At 67.1% G+C, this 18,552-nt stretch carries 13 protein-coding genes and 2 pseudogenes; 3 read left to right on the top strand and 12 right to left on the bottom strand.

Features of this window, described 5'->3' with window-relative positions:
* Positions 1-89: 89 nt before the first annotated feature.
* The 7 genes from ACZ518_RS08850 to ACZ518_RS08820 all read right to left on the bottom strand — a co-directional run bounded on the left by ACZ518_RS08850 (position 90) and on the right by ACZ518_RS08820 (position 7,011).
* Positions 90-527 (bottom strand): hypothetical protein, encoded by a 438-nt coding sequence (locus ACZ518_RS08850; protein WP_469112295.1) that lies wholly within the window; start codon positions 525-527, stop codon positions 90-92.
* 649 nt (positions 528-1,176) lie between these two features.
* On the bottom strand, positions 1,177-1,413 hold the full coding sequence (locus ACZ518_RS08845) for a hypothetical protein (protein WP_469112294.1): 237 nt from the start codon (positions 1,411-1,413) through the stop codon (positions 1,177-1,179).
* A 33-nt stretch (positions 1,414-1,446) separates the two neighbouring features.
* On the bottom strand, positions 1,447-1,965 hold the full coding sequence (locus tag ACZ518_RS08840) for a hypothetical protein (RefSeq protein WP_469112293.1): 519 nt from the start codon (positions 1,963-1,965) through the stop codon (positions 1,447-1,449).
* 112 nt (positions 1,966-2,077) lie between these two features.
* Positions 2,078-3,586 (bottom strand): ATP-binding protein, encoded by a 1,509-nt coding sequence (locus ACZ518_RS08835; protein ID WP_469112355.1) that lies wholly within the window; start codon positions 3,584-3,586, stop codon positions 2,078-2,080.
* A gap of 39 nt (positions 3,587-3,625) precedes the next feature.
* Entirely contained in the window at positions 3,626-4,549 is a 924-nt protein-coding gene (locus ACZ518_RS08830; RefSeq protein WP_469112354.1) for a D-alanyl-D-alanine carboxypeptidase family protein, read from the bottom strand.
* Between the two features lie 157 nt (positions 4,550-4,706).
* The gene (locus tag ACZ518_RS08825; RefSeq protein ID WP_469112292.1) at positions 4,707-6,239 is read right to left on the bottom strand and encodes an FG-GAP-like repeat-containing protein; all 1,533 of its coding nucleotides are present in this window, start codon (positions 6,237-6,239) and stop codon (positions 4,707-4,709) included.
* A 244-nt stretch (positions 6,240-6,483) separates the two neighbouring features.
* Positions 6,484-7,011: a hypothetical protein gene (locus ACZ518_RS08820; protein ID WP_469112291.1), complete on the bottom strand. Its 528-nt coding sequence runs from the start codon at positions 7,009-7,011 to the stop codon at positions 6,484-6,486.
* A 504-nt stretch (positions 7,012-7,515) separates the two neighbouring features.
* On the opposite strand from ACZ518_RS08820, the gene ACZ518_RS08815 reads away from it, so the two are divergent.
* Together ACZ518_RS08815 and ACZ518_RS08810 are read left to right on the top strand one after the other, a co-directional pair.
* Entirely contained in the window at positions 7,516-10,914 is a 3,399-nt protein-coding gene (locus tag ACZ518_RS08815; RefSeq protein ID WP_469112353.1) for an ALF repeat-containing protein, read from the top strand.
* A complete protein-coding gene (locus tag ACZ518_RS08810; RefSeq protein ID WP_469112290.1) occupies positions 10,911-11,207 on the top strand; it encodes a ferrous iron transport protein A in 297 nt (98 codons plus the stop codon). Before ACZ518_RS08815 ends, ACZ518_RS08810 begins: the two co-directional genes overlap by 4 nt.
* Before the next feature lie 498 nt (positions 11,208-11,705).
* Here ACZ518_RS08810 and ACZ518_RS08805 read toward each other — a convergent pair whose 3' ends face one another.
* Positions 11,706-12,860, bottom strand: a complete 1,155-nt coding sequence (locus tag ACZ518_RS08805) for a tyrosine-type recombinase/integrase (RefSeq protein ID WP_469112289.1) — start codon at positions 12,858-12,860, stop codon at positions 11,706-11,708.
* Between the two features lie 92 nt (positions 12,861-12,952).
* On the opposite strand from ACZ518_RS08805, the pseudogene ACZ518_RS08800 reads away from it, so the two are divergent.
* Positions 12,953-13,120: pseudogene (locus ACZ518_RS08800) on the top strand (pirin family protein); the annotation flags it as partial.
* 127 nt (positions 13,121-13,247) lie between these two features.
* Here the strand turns inward: ACZ518_RS08800 and ACZ518_RS08795 are convergent.
* The 4 genes and pseudogenes from ACZ518_RS08795 to ACZ518_RS08780 all read right to left on the bottom strand — a co-directional run.
* A pseudogene (locus ACZ518_RS08795) lies at positions 13,248-13,421 on the bottom strand (IS5/IS1182 family transposase); the annotation flags it as partial.
* A 334-nt stretch (positions 13,422-13,755) separates the two neighbouring features.
* A complete protein-coding gene (locus ACZ518_RS08790; protein ID WP_469112288.1) occupies positions 13,756-14,703 on the bottom strand; it encodes a glycosyltransferase family 2 protein in 948 nt (315 codons plus the stop codon).
* 154 nt (positions 14,704-14,857) lie between these two features.
* Positions 14,858-15,265, bottom strand: coding sequence for a hypothetical protein (locus ACZ518_RS08785; RefSeq protein WP_469112287.1), 408 nt, complete (start codon positions 15,263-15,265; stop codon positions 14,858-14,860).
* A 170-nt stretch (positions 15,266-15,435) separates the two neighbouring features.
* Positions 15,436-17,838 carry a glycosyltransferase gene (locus tag ACZ518_RS08780; protein WP_469112286.1) on the bottom strand — a complete coding sequence of 801 codons (2,403 nt, stop codon included), beginning with the start codon at positions 17,836-17,838 and terminating at the stop codon, positions 15,436-15,438.
* Positions 17,839-18,552 lie beyond the last annotated feature (714 nt).

Genomic DNA, 18,552 nt, shown 5'->3' with positions numbered 1-18,552 from the left:
TGGGGGATACCGGTGGACGAGGCGACGTACCCGTACTCCGGGTGCGTGCCGAGAACGAACTGGCCGGACAGAGGCGGGCTCCTTACGGGTCAGCGGCGTATGGCGTGCGTGGTGGAGGCCGGGGCGGCGGCGGGCGGCACGGCGGTGGTGGCCAGCTTTGGAGCCGGCGAGGGCGGGCGGCCGGGGACCGGGCCGGCCGGCTGCCACAGCGCCGGGTGGTCGCTGAACCGGGTGCGGGGGTCGGTCGCCCATCCGACGACGGGGCCGTGCTGTTCTTCGCGGAGGCTGATGACTTCGATGCCTTGGTCGTGGAGGACGTAGCCCCAGTCCAGGCCGGATGCCTGCCCGTCTCGCACGGTCATGCGGGTGGGAGGCGATCCGTCGGGGGTGATGACGTCGAGGTGGTCGCTGGCGTACCGCTCACCGCGGGTGAGGGCGGTGACCAGCTCGTCGGGAGCGCCGTCGAGGAGGTCGGTGCCGAGCGCGGACCAGCCGACGGGTACGTCGTCGATCAGGTGGCGGGCCATGGCGTCGAGGTCGCCGGCGAAGCGGTGCTGGTAGGCGGCCAGCAGGAGGGGCAGGTGGTGGCTGGGGTAGCCGTCCCAGTGGACGTAGATGCCCTCGTAACTACCGGGTTCGATGGGTCGGGCGATGAAGGAGCGGGTGGCCAGGGGATCCTCCGGAGGACGTGGGTAGGCGGTTAGCGGGAGCGGCCGGGTATGGGCCGGGCGGTGCCGACGGGGACGGCGGAGCCGAGGGAGCGCGGGGCGCGCACGGGTGAGGGCGTGGTTGCGAGGGCTCTCCTGCGCTCGGTGGCGTCATGCAGGGTCTCGCCGACGTCGCGGAGTTGGGCGGCGGCCTCCTCAAAGTCGGCGCCCAGGTCGAAGGAGTCGTCGGCCTCGGACTCCTTCGCTTTCTCCCCGGCGGCTTCGAAGAAGTCGGCGAGACGGGCCAGCAGCCCGTCGGCGGGGTCGAGGATCTGGTCGACGAGAACGGCGGCGCGGTCAAGGTCCGGGGTGCCGCTCAGGCGATCGGTGAGGTCGAGGAGCAGCAGGCCGTAGGCGTATCGACCACCCGGATCCGTGGGGGTGGTCAGGGGTTGCGGGCCCGGCGTCCAGGGAGTGGGCTGGGAGGGTGTGGGCAGAGGGTGGCTCCTGGATTGGTCGGCCGGGCGGGTCAGACGCCCGGCTGCTGGTGGTGGAAGTGGGCGACCGGGTGGCCGAGCGCGGTGAGGGCGTGGATGGCCTGGTGCACCAGGTGCTCCTGCTGCTCGACGGGAAGTTCGGACGGTGCGACGTAGGCGTTCAGGCGGGGGCGGTAGGAGAATCCGCGCCCCCACAGCACGCGGTGGACGGGGTCGGTGCGCGGGTGGGTCATCGGTGCGGCGGTGTGGGCACCGACGTGGATGCTCACGGGGTGATGGAGCACGAGCGTGCTGCCTCCAGTTCATTGGGTTCGAGCGTCGGCGCAGGGCTGGATGCGGGAGGGGCCGGTGGAGTCGGCGACTGCTGCCCGGCGCCGTGGTCTGTTCGGGCCGAGGTGCCGACGGCCCGGATGGTGCGCCGCTGTGGGCCGGCTACGTCTTGTCGGGGCTGGTATTGCCGTGGAGTCGTATGCGTGGCGGAGGGCGACCTCGACGGCGTGTGCGGCAGTGTCCATGGAGGCCAGCAGGCCGCTGGCGGCGCTCCATGCCGCCTTCTGCGGCGAGTTCGCCGTGGCCTGCGGGGCGCGCTCGAAGCGGTGGCCGACGGCGACGAGGTATTCGCTCAGGGCCTGGATGAACGGTTCGGCGGTGTCGAGGACGGCGTTGGTGACCGCGCAGGCCTCGGCGGGCGTGGACGCCTCGGCCAGGGCCAGCAGGAAGGGCCGCAGGTCGGGGCCGTTGATGGGCGGCTCGGGGAGAGGGCGACGGGCCAGGAAGCCAGCGGCATCCCGGCGTGCCCACCGGCTCAGGTCGTCGTTCACGGTAGGGGACTTGGTCTGGTGAGCGCTGACCTACTCGCGGTCGCGGCCGACGTTGTCGTACAGCTCGAAATCGGGATTCAGTGAGGGGTCTCCGGTTGTGAAGCTGGCGCTTTCAATGCATTCGGGCATCTGTGTCGAACAAGTGCTGTTCGGCCGGATGGAGAAGATGTTGAACGATGAATGATCTGCCTGCGACTTTCCACAGGCCGCGTCCGCGGCTGAGGTGGGCAATGGCTTCGGTTTCGACGCTGGTGAGGCCGAGCAGGGCGGCGGCTGCGTGGAGCTGGTCGGTTTCCTGCCGGTAAACGATGCGGGTAGAGCAGTCCGCGAGGAGGCCCTCGGCCAGGGCCCGGCCCTGGGATCCGGCGTCGCCGGCGGTGAGCAGGTCGGAGAGGCGGTGGACGACCATGAGGTTGGCGATGCCCAGGCCGCGGGAGAGTTTCCACTGGGCCTGCATGCGCTGGAGGAGGGCGGGGTGGCGCAGGATGCGCCATGCCTCGTCGTAGACGATCCAGCGGCGTCCGCCGCGGGGGTCGGTGAGGGCGGATTCCATCCAGGCGGATGCGCAGGTCATGGCAAGGACGAGGCCGGTGTCGTCGCCCGAGCCGCCGAGCCGGGACAGGTCGATGCTGAGCATCGGGGTGTTCGGGTCGAAGGCGACGGTGGAGGGGGCGTCGAACATGCCGGCCAAGTCGCCGTGGACCATGCGGCGCAGGGCATGGGCGAGGTCACGGGCCGCGTCGCCGAGATGACCGGAGACGGTGCCGGCGGCCTGGTCGAGGAGGGCGGGCTGGGCCAGGGTGTGGGCGATGTCGCCGAGCAGCGGGGTGCGCCCGGCGTGGGCGGCGGCCTTCACGACGCCGTCGAGGGCGATGTCGAGGGCGGTGTGCTCCATCGGCATCAGGTCCCGGCCCAGCACCGTGCGGGCGAGGGAGCCGAGCAGGAGCAGGCGCCGCTTGCGGATCTCGCCCGCCCAGTCCGCTTCGGGTACGGACGGCGGCCTCGGCGCTGCGTCGAGGGGGTTGAGGCGGCCGGGCAGGCCGGGGCCCAGCGCGATCGAGGTGCCTCCGAGCGCCTGGGCAACGGGAGTCCACTCGCCCTTCGGGTCGCAGGGCACGTAGACGCGGTAGTCGAACGCAACCGACCGCAGCGCGAAGGACTTCGCCAGAGCGGACTTGCCCTGGCCGATGACCCCGGCCAACAGCACGTTGGGGTTGGTGAACCCTTCGACCTTGCCGTACAGGGTGAACGGGTCGAAGGTGAAGGCGGCTTCGGCGTGGACGTCGCGGCCGATGTAGATGCCGTCGGCCCCGAGTCCGCCTTCAGCGAGGAACGGGTACGCGCCGGCGGCGACCGCGGTGGTCATGCGGTGGGCGGGCAGCCGCAGGCGGCTGCCGCGGGCGGAGGCGGGACCAAAGCGCCCGGCCGGGGGGTGGACTGCCAGTGGCACTTCTGCTTCGGCGGGCTCGGGTCCGTGGACAGCGGTGGCGGCTGCGCGGGCTTTGGCCTCGGCTTCGGCGAGCTGCTTGCGGGCGGCGCGGCGGCTGGCGCGGTCGGTGCCGTCAGGGCGGCGATCTCCTGGAGCGTCTTGCTGCCGCCGCTGGTCGGCGTCGGCAGCAATACCTCGGGCGGATGCGGTGGTGTCCAGTTCGAAGCAGGGTCAGTCGAGGATGTCGGGGATGGGGTCGGTGTTGCTGCGCTGGAGGGCGTTCTTGGAGCCGGCGGCCGGGCCGAGGGCCCAGTCGGAGAGGGCCATGGAGTCCATGTACCGCTCCTCGTCGTTCAGCAAGACCCCGATGATCGTCTTGCCGTTGCGGATGACCGAGAAGACGAGGCACTTGCCGGCGGGGGTGGTCCAGCCGGTCTTGATGCCGATCGCGCCCGGGTACGCGTAGCCGGTCGTACGCGGCTGGATCAGTAGGTTGGTGTTGCTCCATGCGGCGGTGGTGGCGGTGCCGCCGGTGCTGTAGGTGGTGGTCTTCACCAGGGTCTGGAAGACGGTGTTGGCCATCGCGTGCCGGGTGAGGCTGGCCAGGTCGCGCGGGCTGGTGAGGTTCTTGCCGGTCGGCGAGATGCCGTCGAAGGAGTCGTAGACGGTGTTGGCCATACCGAGTTCCTGCGCCTTGGCGTTCATCTTGGCGATGAAGTCCGCCGTGCGGGCCGTCGTCGTCGAACCCGAGCCGAAGGTGTCGGCGAGGGCGTACGCGGCGTCGGAGCCCGACGGCAGCATCAGCCCGTACAGCAGCTGACGGACCGTCGGGGTCGCCCCCACCTTGAGCTGCGCCGAACTCGCCCCCTGACGGGAGACGTAGTCCAGGTACTCCTGCTTGACCGTGACCTTCTGGTCGAGGTTGAGGCTTGGCAGGGTGGTGACCACCAGGGCAGTCATGATTTTGGTGGTGCTCGCCATCGGGCGCTTGGTGTCTGCGTCCTTGGCCATGAGCGTGGCCCCGTTGGCGCCGTCGACCACGATCGCGCCGGCCGCGGTGAGGGCCGGTGCGGGTGCGGCCTGGGCGGGTGCCGTGGCCGTGAGCAGGGCACCGGCGGCGATGGTTACTGCGAGCGCGCCCTTGGCGCGTCGCATCAGGTTGGAGATCACTTCTGTCCTTGATCGTGTTGAAGAACCCCGGACGGGACGGGAGGTGCCGCAAGGGCGCCCGTCCGGGAAGCGCATGTCGGACCATTGGATTGCTGTCAGCCGAATCCGCCGCGATCCGGTGGGCAGGCCGCTGGGCCCTGGGTCAGGGCTGGACGCCCTCGAAGGTGCCGTTGCCCCTACCGCGGTGGAAGGACATCTTGGTGCCCTTCCAGCTGACGATGTCGAGCTTGCCGTCACCGTCGACGTCACCGGTGACGATCTTCAGGTCCGTCCAGGTGCCGGCCGCGGCCAGACCGCCGGAGTCCAGCGTTCCGCCGGCGTTGCCGGTCCAGCGGACCAGGGCGCCGTTCTCCCAGACGCCGACGACGTCGTCACGGCCGTCGCCATTGAAGTCACCGGTGCCGAGGATGATGACGCTCTGGAAGGAGGCGTCGGGCCAGATCTTCTTGCCGCCGCCGAAATCGAGCTGGCCGTTGGTGCCGACCTTGTAGGCGTACAGCTCGCCGTTGGGGCGGGTCGCGAGGACGCCGTCCTTGGGGCTGGCGGGGTCGAGCTTGTAGCGGGTCAGGTGCTTGAGCTGGGCCCAGGTAGCGTTCTGGGGGCTGAGGGTGACGGTGGTGGCGAAGGTGCCGTCGCCCTTGCCGGCGTGCAAGAGGATGCGGTCGCTCTCCCAGACGGCGGCGATGTCGCGCTTGCCGTCGCCGTTGAAGTCGCCGGCGAAGACCCGCTGGACCGTCTTCCACACCCCCGGCGTTCCGACTGCCGTCGGGGTCGCTTCGAAGGTGCCTTCGGCGCGGCCGCGGTAGACCTGGAGGGTGCCGTTCTTGTCGACGGCGGCCAGGTCGGCCTTGCCGTCCCCGTTGAAGTCCGCCAGAGCACGGTGGTCGGTCAGGTTGGTGGTGTCGGGGCCTGGCACGGTGATGTTGCTGTTGATCCACTGCCCGAGGTCGTCGACGCGGACGGCACGAGCCCCCCGGCGGGTTTCACCCTCGGGGGCACCGAGGCAGGAGCCGAGCCAGGAACCAGTGGTCAGGGCGACCACCTCGTGCCGGCCAGCGTTGTCACGCGTAAGCGGACCGCCCGCGTCGCCCTGGCACAGCGCCGCGTCACCGACGGGCTCGAGGTCGACGACAGCGTCGACGGTGGTGGCGGTCACGTTGAACTGGCCGCTGTTGAGCAGGCCGGGGACCCAGCTGGTCTTGGTACGCCCGAAACCGGCACTGTGCAGGGCCTGCCCGGCGGCGGGAGCCGGGCCGGCCAGCACTGCCGGGGCGACGTTGGCGACCGGTACGCTGAGCTTGAGCAGGGCGACGTTGCGCTCCGGGTGGACGACCACATCGGTGGCCTCGACGACCGCGCCGGTGGTGTCCGTGTTCAGGTCCGCGCGGCCGACGGTAACGGTGGTCTTCGCCTGGAGCTTGCCGCTGACGGGCGTGGCACTGGTGGCTGAAACGCAGTTGGCCGCGGTGAGGACGTAGCCCTTGTCGACCAGGACACCCGAGCAGCCCTTGAGGTGATCACCGAAGACGATCTTCGCGGTGAACGCGCGGCTGCCGTCGGTGACGGGCGCGCCGGACACGGAGGAAGCGGGCGTAGCGGTGAGCACGACCGCGGTGGCCGCAGCGGCTGCGGCGGCGGCCGCGACCCGTGGGCGACGGGAAAGGTGAGAAGGCATCAAGACAATGTCTTTCGTGAGGGTGGGTGCGTGGTTTGCGTGGTTGGTGTGGCGGGTGACGAGACGCCAGGACCAGGAGTGATGACCAATCGGTCGCCGAGCTGCAGTTCAAGGAGCGGCGATCGGGCGGGGTTGGGCGTGGTACCCGGTCGGTGCCACTACGCCCTGACTTTGCGCCCGTCCACGTCTGGGCCGGTGGGTCACCGCTAAGGGGCGCCCTCGGCGATCCGGTGGAGGCGACATGTCATCCGGTGACGCGCAGGCTCACGAGTACAGAGCGCTTGGCACCCGAGGGAATGTCACCCTCGCCCACGGGCTTGAAGTCGTCCTGCGGTACGTCGATCGTCTTCGTTTGCCCCTCGGCGGTCAGATCGGCACTGATGGGGTGGTCTGCCGTCTCTAGCGACGTGACACGCGGGAGCTCCAGCGTCAGGAAGCCCGCCTTGCCCACGGCCGTGAAGCAGTACAACCCGGCTCGGCCGGAGGCTGCATCGGAGACGGTCCTCACCCTGATCTGAGAGACAGCCGTATTGCAATCAGCAAGGAGAAGGCGGCCATCGCCCTTTATGAGCTTGATCCCCTTTTCGCTGAGAACATTTGCTGCATTCGGGTAAGAGAAATCTTCAACGGCGAAGGGCGGACCGTCGTCCGCCGCGACGGCGGCGGGCTTCCCTTCAGTGGGCGATACGGCAGAGGCGACGACCGGAAGGCCGATCACGGCCGCAGCACAAACGACTCCACCGGTGAATATGTTTCGCATGAGCGGCGTCATTGGTTTCCCTTTCCAAGGATAGGGCAAGGGGGTGCTTCGACCCCATGCATGACGGGAGGAAGATCCTCATTCTTGCGCAGAGTAGCCAGCTGAGCTGGCAGTTCGTCAACCAAGAAGCAATCTGCAGATATTACCTATTTATGAGCAAATCGCCATGAATCGGAAGCCGGCATCGCGTAGCGATTCGGCCGCGACAATCGGGGAACTTCTAATTCCGGGTGCATGCGTGGCCGATTCCAATCACCTGTGAGCGTCCCTTGCCGAAAAAAGCTACTGGGTCTTTTTTTCTCCAAATCCAGCCCTTCCGGCCGAAAGCTTGCGGTTGAAGCAAAGTGAAGATTTATTGGCTATGATCACCAGCTTGAGATGTCGCAACCGACAGGCTCCTGGAGCTGTCGGCCAGTGAGATGAGAGACCTTGATACGAAGAGACCTATCGACGCTTCCGGCAGGAAAGACCGCCCGAGCATTTCGCACCCTGGGTTTGAGTCTGCTGCCGGTGACGATGGTGGTGGGCTTACTCAGTGCGGCTCCCGCCGACGCAGCGGAGGCCAGCAGCGGTGTCGCTCCTGCCACCGACCGTGGCCGAGTGCTGGAGATGTGGAAGGCGGGGGGCCCCGGACTCAAGGCCGCAGCTGAAGTCGCCCTGACGGGCAGTGACACCGAAGTCAGGGCGTTTCTGGACCGGTTGGCGGGCGAAGCCGAGCATCAGGACAACCAGGTGGCCGCGACGCAGGTGGCCAGCGTTGGAGGCCGGAGCCTGCAGGACGCAGTGCGCAAGGCTCTGGGAGGCACTGATGCTGAGCTGAAGGCCTTCCTCAAGGACGGTTGGAGGGCGCCGCTGGAAGAGGACCAGAGGGTCCGTGTCACACAGATCGTCAGTACTGGTGGACCTGAGGTCAAGGAAGCGGGCCGTGTCGCGCTCAACGGCAAGCCTGAGGACGTCAGAAATTTCCTCGAGTATGGTCAGTTCCTGGGGCAGGAGCAGGATGACAGGGTCCAGCTCACTCAGATCCTGAGCACCGGCGGCCCCAACGTCCGCAAGGCTGGCAGGATCGCCATCAACGGGTCGGCCGAGGACATCCGTGAGTTCCTGCAGGTCGGCCAGCACACCGCCCGCGCTCAGGACCAGGAGCTTGCCACTGTCGAGGAGCTCGTCCAGCAGGCGACCGAAGCCGGCCGCCAGGCGGCCGCTGAGACCGAGGCGTCGAAGATCGCCTCCGCCTCAGCAGTCGCCGCTGCCAAGATGGCGAAGGAAGCAGCTGCGAAGGCCGCCGTCGAAACCGAGGCCGCCAGGGGCGACTCTCTACGCGCCGCGGGTGCGGCCCGCAGAGCCGCTGCGGCAGCTCAGCAGGCCGCGACAGCGTCCCAGCAGGCCATCAGCGCGGCTCGTGCCGCGAACAACTCCGCGCGAATCGCCTCCAACGCCGCTAGCCAGGCGGCGGCAGCCGCCGCAGGTGCGGGCCGATACGCAACGTACGCGCAGAATGCAGCCGCTCACGCCGCTACCAGTGCCGGTGATGCCGGTGCTGCGAGGAAGGCCGCCGAAGACGCACGTAACGCCGCCAAGGGCGCCCGCTTGGCAGCCGAAGCCGCCGGCAAAACCGGAGACGCCGCCGAGGCCGCAGGAAGCGCTGCACGAGCTGCGGCCAGCGCGGGCGCAGACGCAGACAGTGCCGCCAATTCCGCGTCTACCGCGAGCAACTACGCCGACCAGGCCGGTGCCCACTCGGACGAGGCTTCCGCAGCAGCGGCTTCCGCTAAGCGACACGCGAGGGAGGCCACACGCGCAGCCAACGCCGCCGAGGCTTTGGCTCGTGAGTCCGCAGCAGCGGCCCGTGACTCCCGCAACGCCGCCAACAGTGCAGCAGAGCACGCCGAGAACGCGGCCAGGGCAGCTGATGAAGCCGCCGACCACGCCGGCGAGGCAGCCGGGGCAGCCGAAAAAGCGAACTTGCACGCTGACGGGGCAAAGAAGGCCGCCGACGCCGCGACAGCGGCCGTCGCAAAGGCCAAGGCGGTACACGCCCTCGCGCGAAAGATTGAAACTGAGCAGCTGACAGCCCGCACCAACGAGGCCATGGAAAAGGCGCGGGATCTCGCAACTCAGACAGAACAGCGCGACAAGGCTCGCGTATCTGCAGCGCAGGCTATCAAAGCCATTGATGCCGACGCCCATGCTCTGGCGACTGCAGCGGCTCAGCCCGGCGCCGACATCAAAACCATCGCGACAAAAGGTCGTAATATCGCTCTCCAAACAATGAAGTTCGGAGAGCCCTGGAGCCGGACCGCTGCCCAGGTGGCCGTTGCAAGCTCCGACGCCGCTGTTGCGGACTACATTCGCACCGGGCGCAACACCGCCAAACAACAGGACATTCGGGCCCGTGTTGAAGGCCTATCTGTAGACGCGAAATCCTCTAAGCTCCGTGCAGCAGCGACCGAATCCCTCACTGGGGACCCGGCAAGTGTGGCGGCCTTTCTCACCACCGGCCAATATCAGGTAGCCGCCGAGGACCTCCGCCTGCGCATCACTCAGTTGATATCTACAGGAGGGCCGGTCCTCAAGGACAAGGGTCGATCCGCACTCAACTCTAACAACGTTGACGCCTATCGAGACTTTCTCAACACGGGGCAGTACGCTGCCCGCACGGAAGACGAGCGTGTAACCGCCACGCAGCTGATCAGCAGCGACTGTCCAGAAAACAGCTGTCCAGAACTCAAGGCGGCAGCGCGCATCGCGCTGGAGGGACCGGCAGACCTGCTTCACGTCTTTATTGAGACGGGTCAACACAAGGCGGCACGCAAGGACCAGCTCTCCACCACCCACATCACGCAGATCGAGCAGCTGATATCCGCCGCGAACAGCATCGCGGCCACCGCTCGACAGAAGGCTGCCGAAGCCGCAGGTGCCGCCGCGACCGCAAGCGGTGCTGCTGAGCAAGCCGAAAAGTACGCCGAACAAGCCCGCGCATCATCCAGCGAAGCCAAGGGATACGCCGACCAAGCCGCCAAGTCAGCAAAAGACGCTGCAGCGTCCGCTGCCAAAGCTGCAGCTTCCGCGAAGGCTGCACGGCAGGCCGAGGCCGATGCCCAGCGGGCAGCAGCCAGTGCAGTCAACTCTGCCACGCGGGCACAGAAGTCCGCCAACCAAGCACGGAGCTCTGCTGAACAGGCTGCAGCAGCCGCCCAAAGCGCCCGTAACTCGGCCACCGCTGCTGGAAAGGACTGGGCAAGCGCAGAGACTGCTGCAGTGGAAGCCAGGCAGGCTGTCATCGACAAGCAGCAAGCTGAACTGGCTGAGTGGCAGAAGCAGAAGGAGGCCTGGCTCAAGGCTCATTCGGTGCCAGAGAAGGAGGATGGTGACTGGGTCCCGGACTGGATGAAGAATGCTGCCCGTGTGGGCGGCGCATACCTGCAAGAAATCTTCAGCCAGCCTGACGTATGGATAGGTGCAGCAGAAACCGCCGGCGGGTTCGCGATGATGGCGGCGGGTGCGGGCGGTGATGTCGGTGGCGGCGCGCTCTGCCTCACCGGCATCGGATGTCTCGCGGGAGCGCCGGCGGTCGTCATGTCCACGGGGCTCGTTGTCGGGGGCGCCTATGCTGCCGGCGACGGAATCCAGCGGTTCAGCAATGGTTTCGGTACAGCTCTTCGTGAGGCAGAGTCGGCTTCCACCGGCCGGACCGCGGCGGGTGGAGCGAACGAACAGCTCGCGATGGACTTGGCCAAGGATAATCCCTCTTACGGGACCCAACTGCCGACAGTCCTCAAAGACCCTCGCTGGCCCGCCGAGGAAGGCTGGGTGAAAATGGAGATGAAGGTAAAAGGCGTGGAAGTGCACTACGTCTACAACCGGAGTACGCTAGAAGCCCGCGACTTCAAGTTCAAGGATCGGTCCGAGTGAGTGAAGAAATCGACAAAAATCCCATAGATGACGCCGCACATCTTGGCGCATTTTCTACCGGAGATCGAGTTACGGTAATTCAGGATCCGGGATGGTCCGGACCCTGGCAGCGAGAGTTCGAGGGAGTGATTAGCGACCTGGAAAGCCCCGTCCTGGTGGAGCACCCAATGGCTCAGGATGGAGAGATGGTGTATTGGGTAGACTTCGATGAGCCGCAGTATGAAAGCAATGGCGACGGTCCATATAGCAAAGCTCAAATCTGGGGTCGTTATCTGAGGAAGTCGACACTCTAGGCTCGACACTTCGTGACGGTCCGTCGGTTGTTTCGGCGGACCGTTTCGGCTTGTTCGGCTGAGTTGGGGGGCGCGCCGGTACGAGACTTACTACCGAGAGGCGATCACGGCGAAGGACTACAGCCAGGCCGTGTCGGCCGTTGTCACCACTCTGGAGCAGCTGACGGAGCACGGCGCGGACGCGGCGGTGTGGCGGCCCCTGGGGCGCAAGGACGAGCAGACCCTGACCGAGCCGCTCGACCACCCCGACCCCTCAGGTGCGTCGAAGCCGAGGGCGGCGAGCTGGTCGAGGCGGACGCTGCCGTCGGTCTCCCAGGCCTTGCGGCCATCCTGCTCCGGGGCCTCGATCAGGTCGGGTGCCTCGTGGGGGTCGTGCTCGTCGCGGACTTCGCCGACGACCTCCCACGTTCACCACCGAGCCCGGCACGGAGCGGTTCATCGTACCCACCGCTCGGTACCGGTGACCTGGCCGTGGACCGGCATCGAAGGCGGCGGGGGTCATGAGGCCAGCCCCATGTTGAGGAGCTTGGCGGCCGCGCCGATCGATCCTGGCATGAGGTGCCGGTAGATCTTGAACGTGATCTCGATGCTGTTGTGCCCCATCCATTCGGCGACGTCGGTGATGGGGATGTTGTGCCGCAGGCAGTTGGAGGCGAAGTAGTGACGGAGGCTGTAGATGACCATGCCGTCCGGCATGTCGAGTTCGCCCCGTCGTTTGAGCCGCTGCCATTGGTTCTGCAGGAGGTAGGGCTGGAACGCCCGGCTCGGGTCGCGGGGGTGCCGGAGGAGGTAGCCGTCGACGGTGCCGTGCTTGTCCGCGTACCACTCGATGGTGTCCCTGATCCGTGCCGGCAACGGTACGTCGCGGTACTCGCCGGTCTTGCGGTGCTTGAGCCTGCCGTACGTCTTCGTGGTCTGGTTGACCTGCTCGGTCACTCGGTAGACGTCGTCGGCCACGATGTTGTTGAGGTTGACCGCCGCGGCTTCCGCGTTTCGTAGACCGCAACCGCTCATCAGGTCCGCCAGGAGCAGGAAGGTGTCGTCGCCTGCCACGCGCATGCCCTGGAGCTGGGCCGGCGAGGGGATCACACCTCGTCCAGGGTCGTACTGGGGCGGTCTGACGCCCGACAGCGGGTTGTCGTCGAAGAGGCCCAGCCGGTGTGCGTCGAGCAGGATCGACTTCACCTTGTCGTAGGCGTTCGACTGCGCCGCCAGGCCTACGCCGTTACGCTCCATGGTCCGTATGAACCCATTGACCACCTTGTGGTCGAAGGCGCTCATTCGACGGCTCCCGAGGGCCGGGAAGATGTGGTGCTGGAGGAGCGATTCCAGGTGGCTGATGGAGGAGGGCGCGAGGTGCCGCTGGCCCGCCTTCCACCCCTTGGTGTAATCGCGGAACGTCATCTGCCCGTACTTCTCGATCCGCTCCAGCTTCGCCTGCTGACGAGGAGCGGCCTTCTTGGCTTTGTAGACAGCGGTCAATCGGTCGATGGCCTTGTCCTGGGTGGCGAAGCCGGCTTCCTCCACCTGCTTCCCGCCGGCGTTCCGGTAGCGGATCTTGTAGAGGTGGGGGCACTTCGCCCACCGGGACGCGGGGTGGTCGCAGTCCTTGAAGAAGGTGCCCATTCCTCGTGCGAGCGTCTTGGCGGCCATACGGCAGGGACTCCTCGGATACCGATGCTGACGGTTTGCTGACCGTCAGCGATCCGAAGCCCACTTGACCTGCGGAAACGTGCCATTGCCGCGTTATGTTCTGGAACTGGATCGGCCGCTCCCACGAGGACATCGCGCAGGCCCGCGAAGACTGGATGAACGGGTCCCGCTTCGGCGAGGTAAAGGGCTATGACGGAGCTCCGCTTCCGGCGCCGGAACTACCTCCGACCCACCTGAAGCCGCGTGGGCGAGTGCGCTGACCTGCGAAAATGGCGAAGGACTGCTACTGCGCCCTGATGGTGGAACCATCCTCCGGTTATGCACTCCGCGGGACAGTCGAAAACGCCCCGCGCTCTCCTCTCGGGAGCGCGAGGCGTTTGCATTCCGTAGTTGGGCGTAGGGGTGGCCGTTGCGGAGGTGGGCAAGGGCGAGCAGGGCCTGCCGGCCGGCACTCAGGCGCCGCCATCGGGTGCCGAGCAGCCGGCGGTGTTCTTTCAGGCGAGTGGTGAGGAAGCGCAGGGCAGAGCTGGACAGGTCCAGTCCGGAGGGGTAGACAAGCACACGAAGCCCTTGGTGGAGACGGTTCTTCTTGGTCGAAAACCCATCTACCAGGGGCTTCGCTACGTTGTCAGCCCAACCACCGCATCCTGCCGACAGGTTGGAAAAGGCTCATTGCCAGACTGGTTGATCTTCCATGGAGGTCCGCTATGAGTAAGAGGCAATTGGTAGAGCGCATCACGCGCTCGGTACAGCCAAAGTGGAGGGTGTTGTACGCGGCAGGAGTCGCCCACGTACTCGGCCTACGCAACACCAACCAGGTCAACCAGATGGCCCGCGATCTCGGCGGCTCGTTTTCTCAACACGCCAAACGATGAAGCGGGAGCTCCTACACCTGTCAAATGGCGGGAGCCGTCTGGGTGGGGCCCTTCTCCCAGGTGGGCGGGCCGACGGTGCCGTTGTGAGCGGCCAGCGACTGCTCCAGTCGCTTGATGTGGTAGTACTGCACCCGCGCTGTGCGCTGCAGGGCCATGACCGCAGTGAGGAACTGGTCCATCTCGGCTGCCCGGGTGAGGATGTCGTCCGGCACATGATCGTCCCGCAAGCAGGCCTCCGCGTCCTGGCTGAGCACGGCCTGTGCCCAGTTACGGGTGATCGGTTTGAACAAGCCCGGGTGGTTGGCCACGATCCGCGCCCGGATCGCCAGGTCGTTCTCGGCGGCTTCCACGTGCAGTCCTGTGTCCTTGTTGCGCGCCCCGAACAGCGGCTCATGGATGTGGTGAGCATCGAAACCGTGCTCGACGCAGCCGATCCAGAAGTCCCAGTCTTCCCCGGCCCGCATTCCCTCGTTGTACCCGCCCACGGTCTGCCATGCCTCACGGCGGAACAGCGAGCAGTAGAACATGATGAGCCGTTGGAGCAGCAGTTCTCTGCTGTAGGCGGGGAAGGGCATCGCCTGCGGAGGCAGATCGTCGTCGGTGAAGGCGAACACATCGGTTGAGGCGATGGCGACGCCGGGGTCGCTGTCCAGTACCGCGACGGTCTTCTCCAGCATCGTGGCCGCGATCACGTCGTCGGCGTCCAGCGGAAGGATGTACCGGCCGGCGCTGGCCTCGATCCCCGTGTTGCGCGCGGCGGAGACCCCGGCATTGGCCTGCTGGAGCAGCCTGATGCGCCGGTCGGGGTGGTGGGCGATGAGGGCCTCGGCCACGTCGACGCTGTTGTCGGTACTGCCGTCGTCGACGATGACGATCTCCCAGTCGCGGAACGTCTGTGAAATGACGCTGGACACCGCCTCGGGCAGATAGCGGCCGTAGTCATGACACGGGATGACCACCGAGACCACGGGGTCGGAACTGTGGGGCATGCGCCGTCCTTTGCTTCGGAACGGGAGCGGGAAGGAAGGAGAACCGGGTGATGGGTGGTCGCGCTCGACAGGCCCGGCGTGGCCCCCCGCCCCGTTCCGGGGTCACGCCGGAGCAGACCTGCTGAACCACGTGCTAGCTCTGGCGCTCCAGCGACCCGTAGTCGGGCCAGTGGTCGGGCTTGTGGTCGGGCCTGTGAGGCCCGTGCTCGTCGTGGTCGTGCTCGCGGCAGTACCCGTAGTCCGGGATCGTGATGTTGCCGACGGGCGTGCAGCAGTGCCCGTAGTCCGGGATCGTGATGTTGCCGACGGGCGTGCAGCAGTGCCCGTAGTCCGTGATCGTGACGTTGGCGAACGGGGGGCAGGGGTGTTCCGCCCCCGGGGTGAGGGTGACGTCACCCAGCGGCTGGATCTGCTGCCCGTACTTCGCCGAGACCGTCGTCTTCGGACCGAGGGAGGCGTACGCCGCCTCCGCGGTGCTGAGCAGTCCGGCGGTGGCCAGTGCGGCAGGAAGGGCGAGGGAAGTGATGGCGCGGGCTTTCACGGTGGCGCCTTTCTGTTGTGGGTGGGGAACTGCCCTGGGATGCCGGTGAACTCCACGGCAGGGCAGTAGTGCCACCGTAAGTTTGCCTACCAACCGTGTCAAAACGGACACTCTCTGCGAGGGGGCGCTGGTAGGCGTACAGGCTGTGCCGACGGCCCTGTGGCCCCGGATCAGGACACCGAGACGGCCTCGGTGGCCACAGGCGCCTGGGCGTGATGCGGATGCAGCACTTCCAGGTCGGTCAGCGCCCAGCAGGCGCTGCCCATGTCCCGGGCCATCGCTGCGAACCCTTCGGTCTCGATCAGGTGCTGGTACGGGAAGGGCGGGAAGATCAGGCCGTCACGATGAAGGTCGGCGCGTACCAGCAATGTGGTGCCGCCGACCGAGTCGACGCGCAGGAGTCCTCGCCCGCGCAACTCCTCGAGGTACGTCCGGCCGAAGCCCCTGGGGGGCTGAAGGATGCCGTCACGCAGCCATTGGGACCAGTTGAGCGTGCCGGCCCTCGGGTGAAGGACGAAGGTGTTGAGATCGTACGTAGGCCCACCGGGCGTGGTGGCACAGTGCGGGACGACGATGTCCTTGCGGGCCCCGAGCAGACGCTGGACCAGGTCGGCCGGGTAGCCGGTGACGTCGACGTCGAGCCACAGCACCCACTCCTCGTCGACGAGGGCCCGGGAGAGCAGATGGTTTCGCGCCTTGGCCAGCACCGACCGGCGTCGGCGCTGGATGGCGGGCTCCCAACGGGGTCCGGTCAACTGGAGGCCGAAGTCGCGGCGCACGAGGGTGACCCGCCGGTACTCCGCCTCAAGTTCGGGCAGAACCTGCTGGAGCAGTTCCGGTGTCGTGTCCCGGCTGTCGCCCTCCAGTAGACCCAACGAGATGGCCTCGCGCGGATAGTCCAGCCTGCGAAGGCTGTCCAGGTAGCCGGGCAGGAACGCGGACGCGTCCTTGAGCGGGGTGAGCACCAGCACGAGGGGTCGCTCACTCGCCGGGGCCGTCGCGGACTCGACGGCCGGCCGTCGAGTCCGCTCGGAGGTTCGGGCGGTGGGGGTGCCGGCCTCCGCAGGGGCGATGTCCCCGGGCTCGATCGGCAGCCGAGTCGCCATGGCCAGCAACCGCTCCGCGTAGGCACCGGGTTCGGCCCAGATCTCGGTCGCCACGTCGAAGTGCTCCGCGAAATGGGACTCGTTGAACGTATTGCTCCCGTGGCACACATACGTGTACAGTTCGGGCGCGTCAACCGATACGACCCGACAGGTCCGGACCACCTCTTCCGCTACTGGGGTATCCTCGCCCCGGCGTTGCGCCGGGTAGCGCGGGAGCCGGTCCTTCGCACACACCATCGACCCCTCCCAGACACGTGCGCAGGAGACCGCGAGCTTGCGGCGGGCGGGCCACCACAGTTGTTCTCGGGCGAGGAAGCACGCCTCGGCGCCGAGCGCGAGAATCGCCGCCATCTGCGTCTCGACCCGCTCCGGGTCATAAAGGTCGTCGTCGTCCCACTGGCATACGTAGGGCCCGGTGGCCCGGTCCACCGCCTCATTGCGCAGTTCGCCCAACGGCCGCCCCTCCGGGGGAAGCCGGTGATAGCGGATCCGGGAGTCGCCCAGGTCGCGGATGTGCTGCTCGAGGGCGTCCCCCGTGCCGTCCTCCACGACAACCAGCTCGAGGTTCCGGTAGGTCTGGTTACGGAAGCACGTGATCGCCCGTCGCGCCGTCGCCAAGCGGTCCTTGGTCACCATCAGGCATGACACCGTCGGCGCGGGCGCGCCCGAGGCCCAGCGGCGGCGCTGCGCGTCGAGGCTGAGCGCACCGTCGGCGAGCGGTTGCAGCTCCTGGCTCGCCCAGAACGGAAACCGCTTGCCGGCCGAGATCCGCGGCGTCCCGGAGGTGTCGCACGCCCAACTGTCCGACCAGTGGTGCACGGCGTACGCGCGGTCGTAGTCGGCTTCCTGCGGGCCGAACAGCTCTGTCGCGTACGGACTCACCTTGGGGTACAGGACCTCCGGGCCGAGAACCGTGATCGAGTCAGGCTCCGGGGTGCTGTCGATCGCTCTGGTGAGGAAGAACGGGCCTGTCGCGTCCAGAGTGCTGGGCAGCTTGTGGGCACTGACCAGTTGGCGGTGGACATGGGCCCAGAAGGGGTGGCCTGGCCGTGACGCCATGAACGCGTTGCCGACGATGCGGCCGAATCCGCGCTGGCGGGCCAGAAGGAGCTGGGTGTGTGCCTCGGGCTCGCATCCGAGGACAAGCTCGTGCCCGTCAAGGATTCCGGAGACCGGGCTGAGGCACTCGAAGTCCAGATCCACATACAGCCCGCCGAAATGGTCGAGCAGGAAATAGCGAATCGCGTCGGCCCGCATGATCGCTTCGGGGTAGCCGTCGTAGACCGGCAGGAACCACGGATAGTGCTCCTGGAGGAATGCGCGATTGTCCGCGTCGGTCCACAATCGATACCCCCAGTCGGGGTGGTGCAGTCGCCAGGAATCAGACCACTTCTGCCATTCCTGAGGTAGGTCCGTATCTTTCCATGTCTGGTGGATAAGCGGGGGAATTTTCTCCTGTGCGGACATTCGTGCAGTATGACCGGCTACCTGGCCGAGCCGAGATCTCAAAGACCCTGTCGGCAGTACATTCACCCGGGCGGTCCACGAGACACCGCTGTGTGTGTCGGCACGTACGACAACGCCGCGGGCATCGCCTTGCTGGACGCGCCAAGCCGAAACGCCTCGTCAAGCTCGACGTCCTCGCCGAGGTCGACACCGGCCGCTTCACCAAGAAGCAGTAGCCGACCGAAGCCCCGCGACCAGCAGCCCTGCCCCGACCTCACCTGAAAACGGGCATCTACGTCGCTCGCCGCGACGGTGCTTCATACCCGGCGGCGCTCGTGCGCGCCGCGACTGCATTCACTGCTGCGCTGACCACGGCAGCATCCCTCGTAGTTGCTGCTGATGTCCTAGCGCACTGACCCATGTGCAATCGGCGCTGGCGACGGCGGCATGCCCCGCATGTAGCAACAAGCAGGCCAAAAGCAGTCCGCCGGCTCGGATAGGTCGGGGGCTCCGGCCCCCGGCCAGGCTCTGGGTTGGATTGGCTTTCGGTCAGGGCTTGTCGCTGTGGGACACAGCTTGGGCTTCGGCGGCCGTCGCCGCTCCGTCGGTGGAGGGGCTGACCAACGCATTTCACCGATGCATGCCCGAGTGTGACGAGGGCCCTCGTTCAAGAGCCGATTCGTCTGGAAATAGTCTGGCTCCCCGCAGTGTTGTCCCTCCGCGCGCACGAGAAGA

The sequence above is a fragment of the Streptomyces sp. NPDC033966 genome, from assembly GCF_055575955.1.
This window is presented reverse-complemented; position numbering and strand designations above follow the sequence as displayed.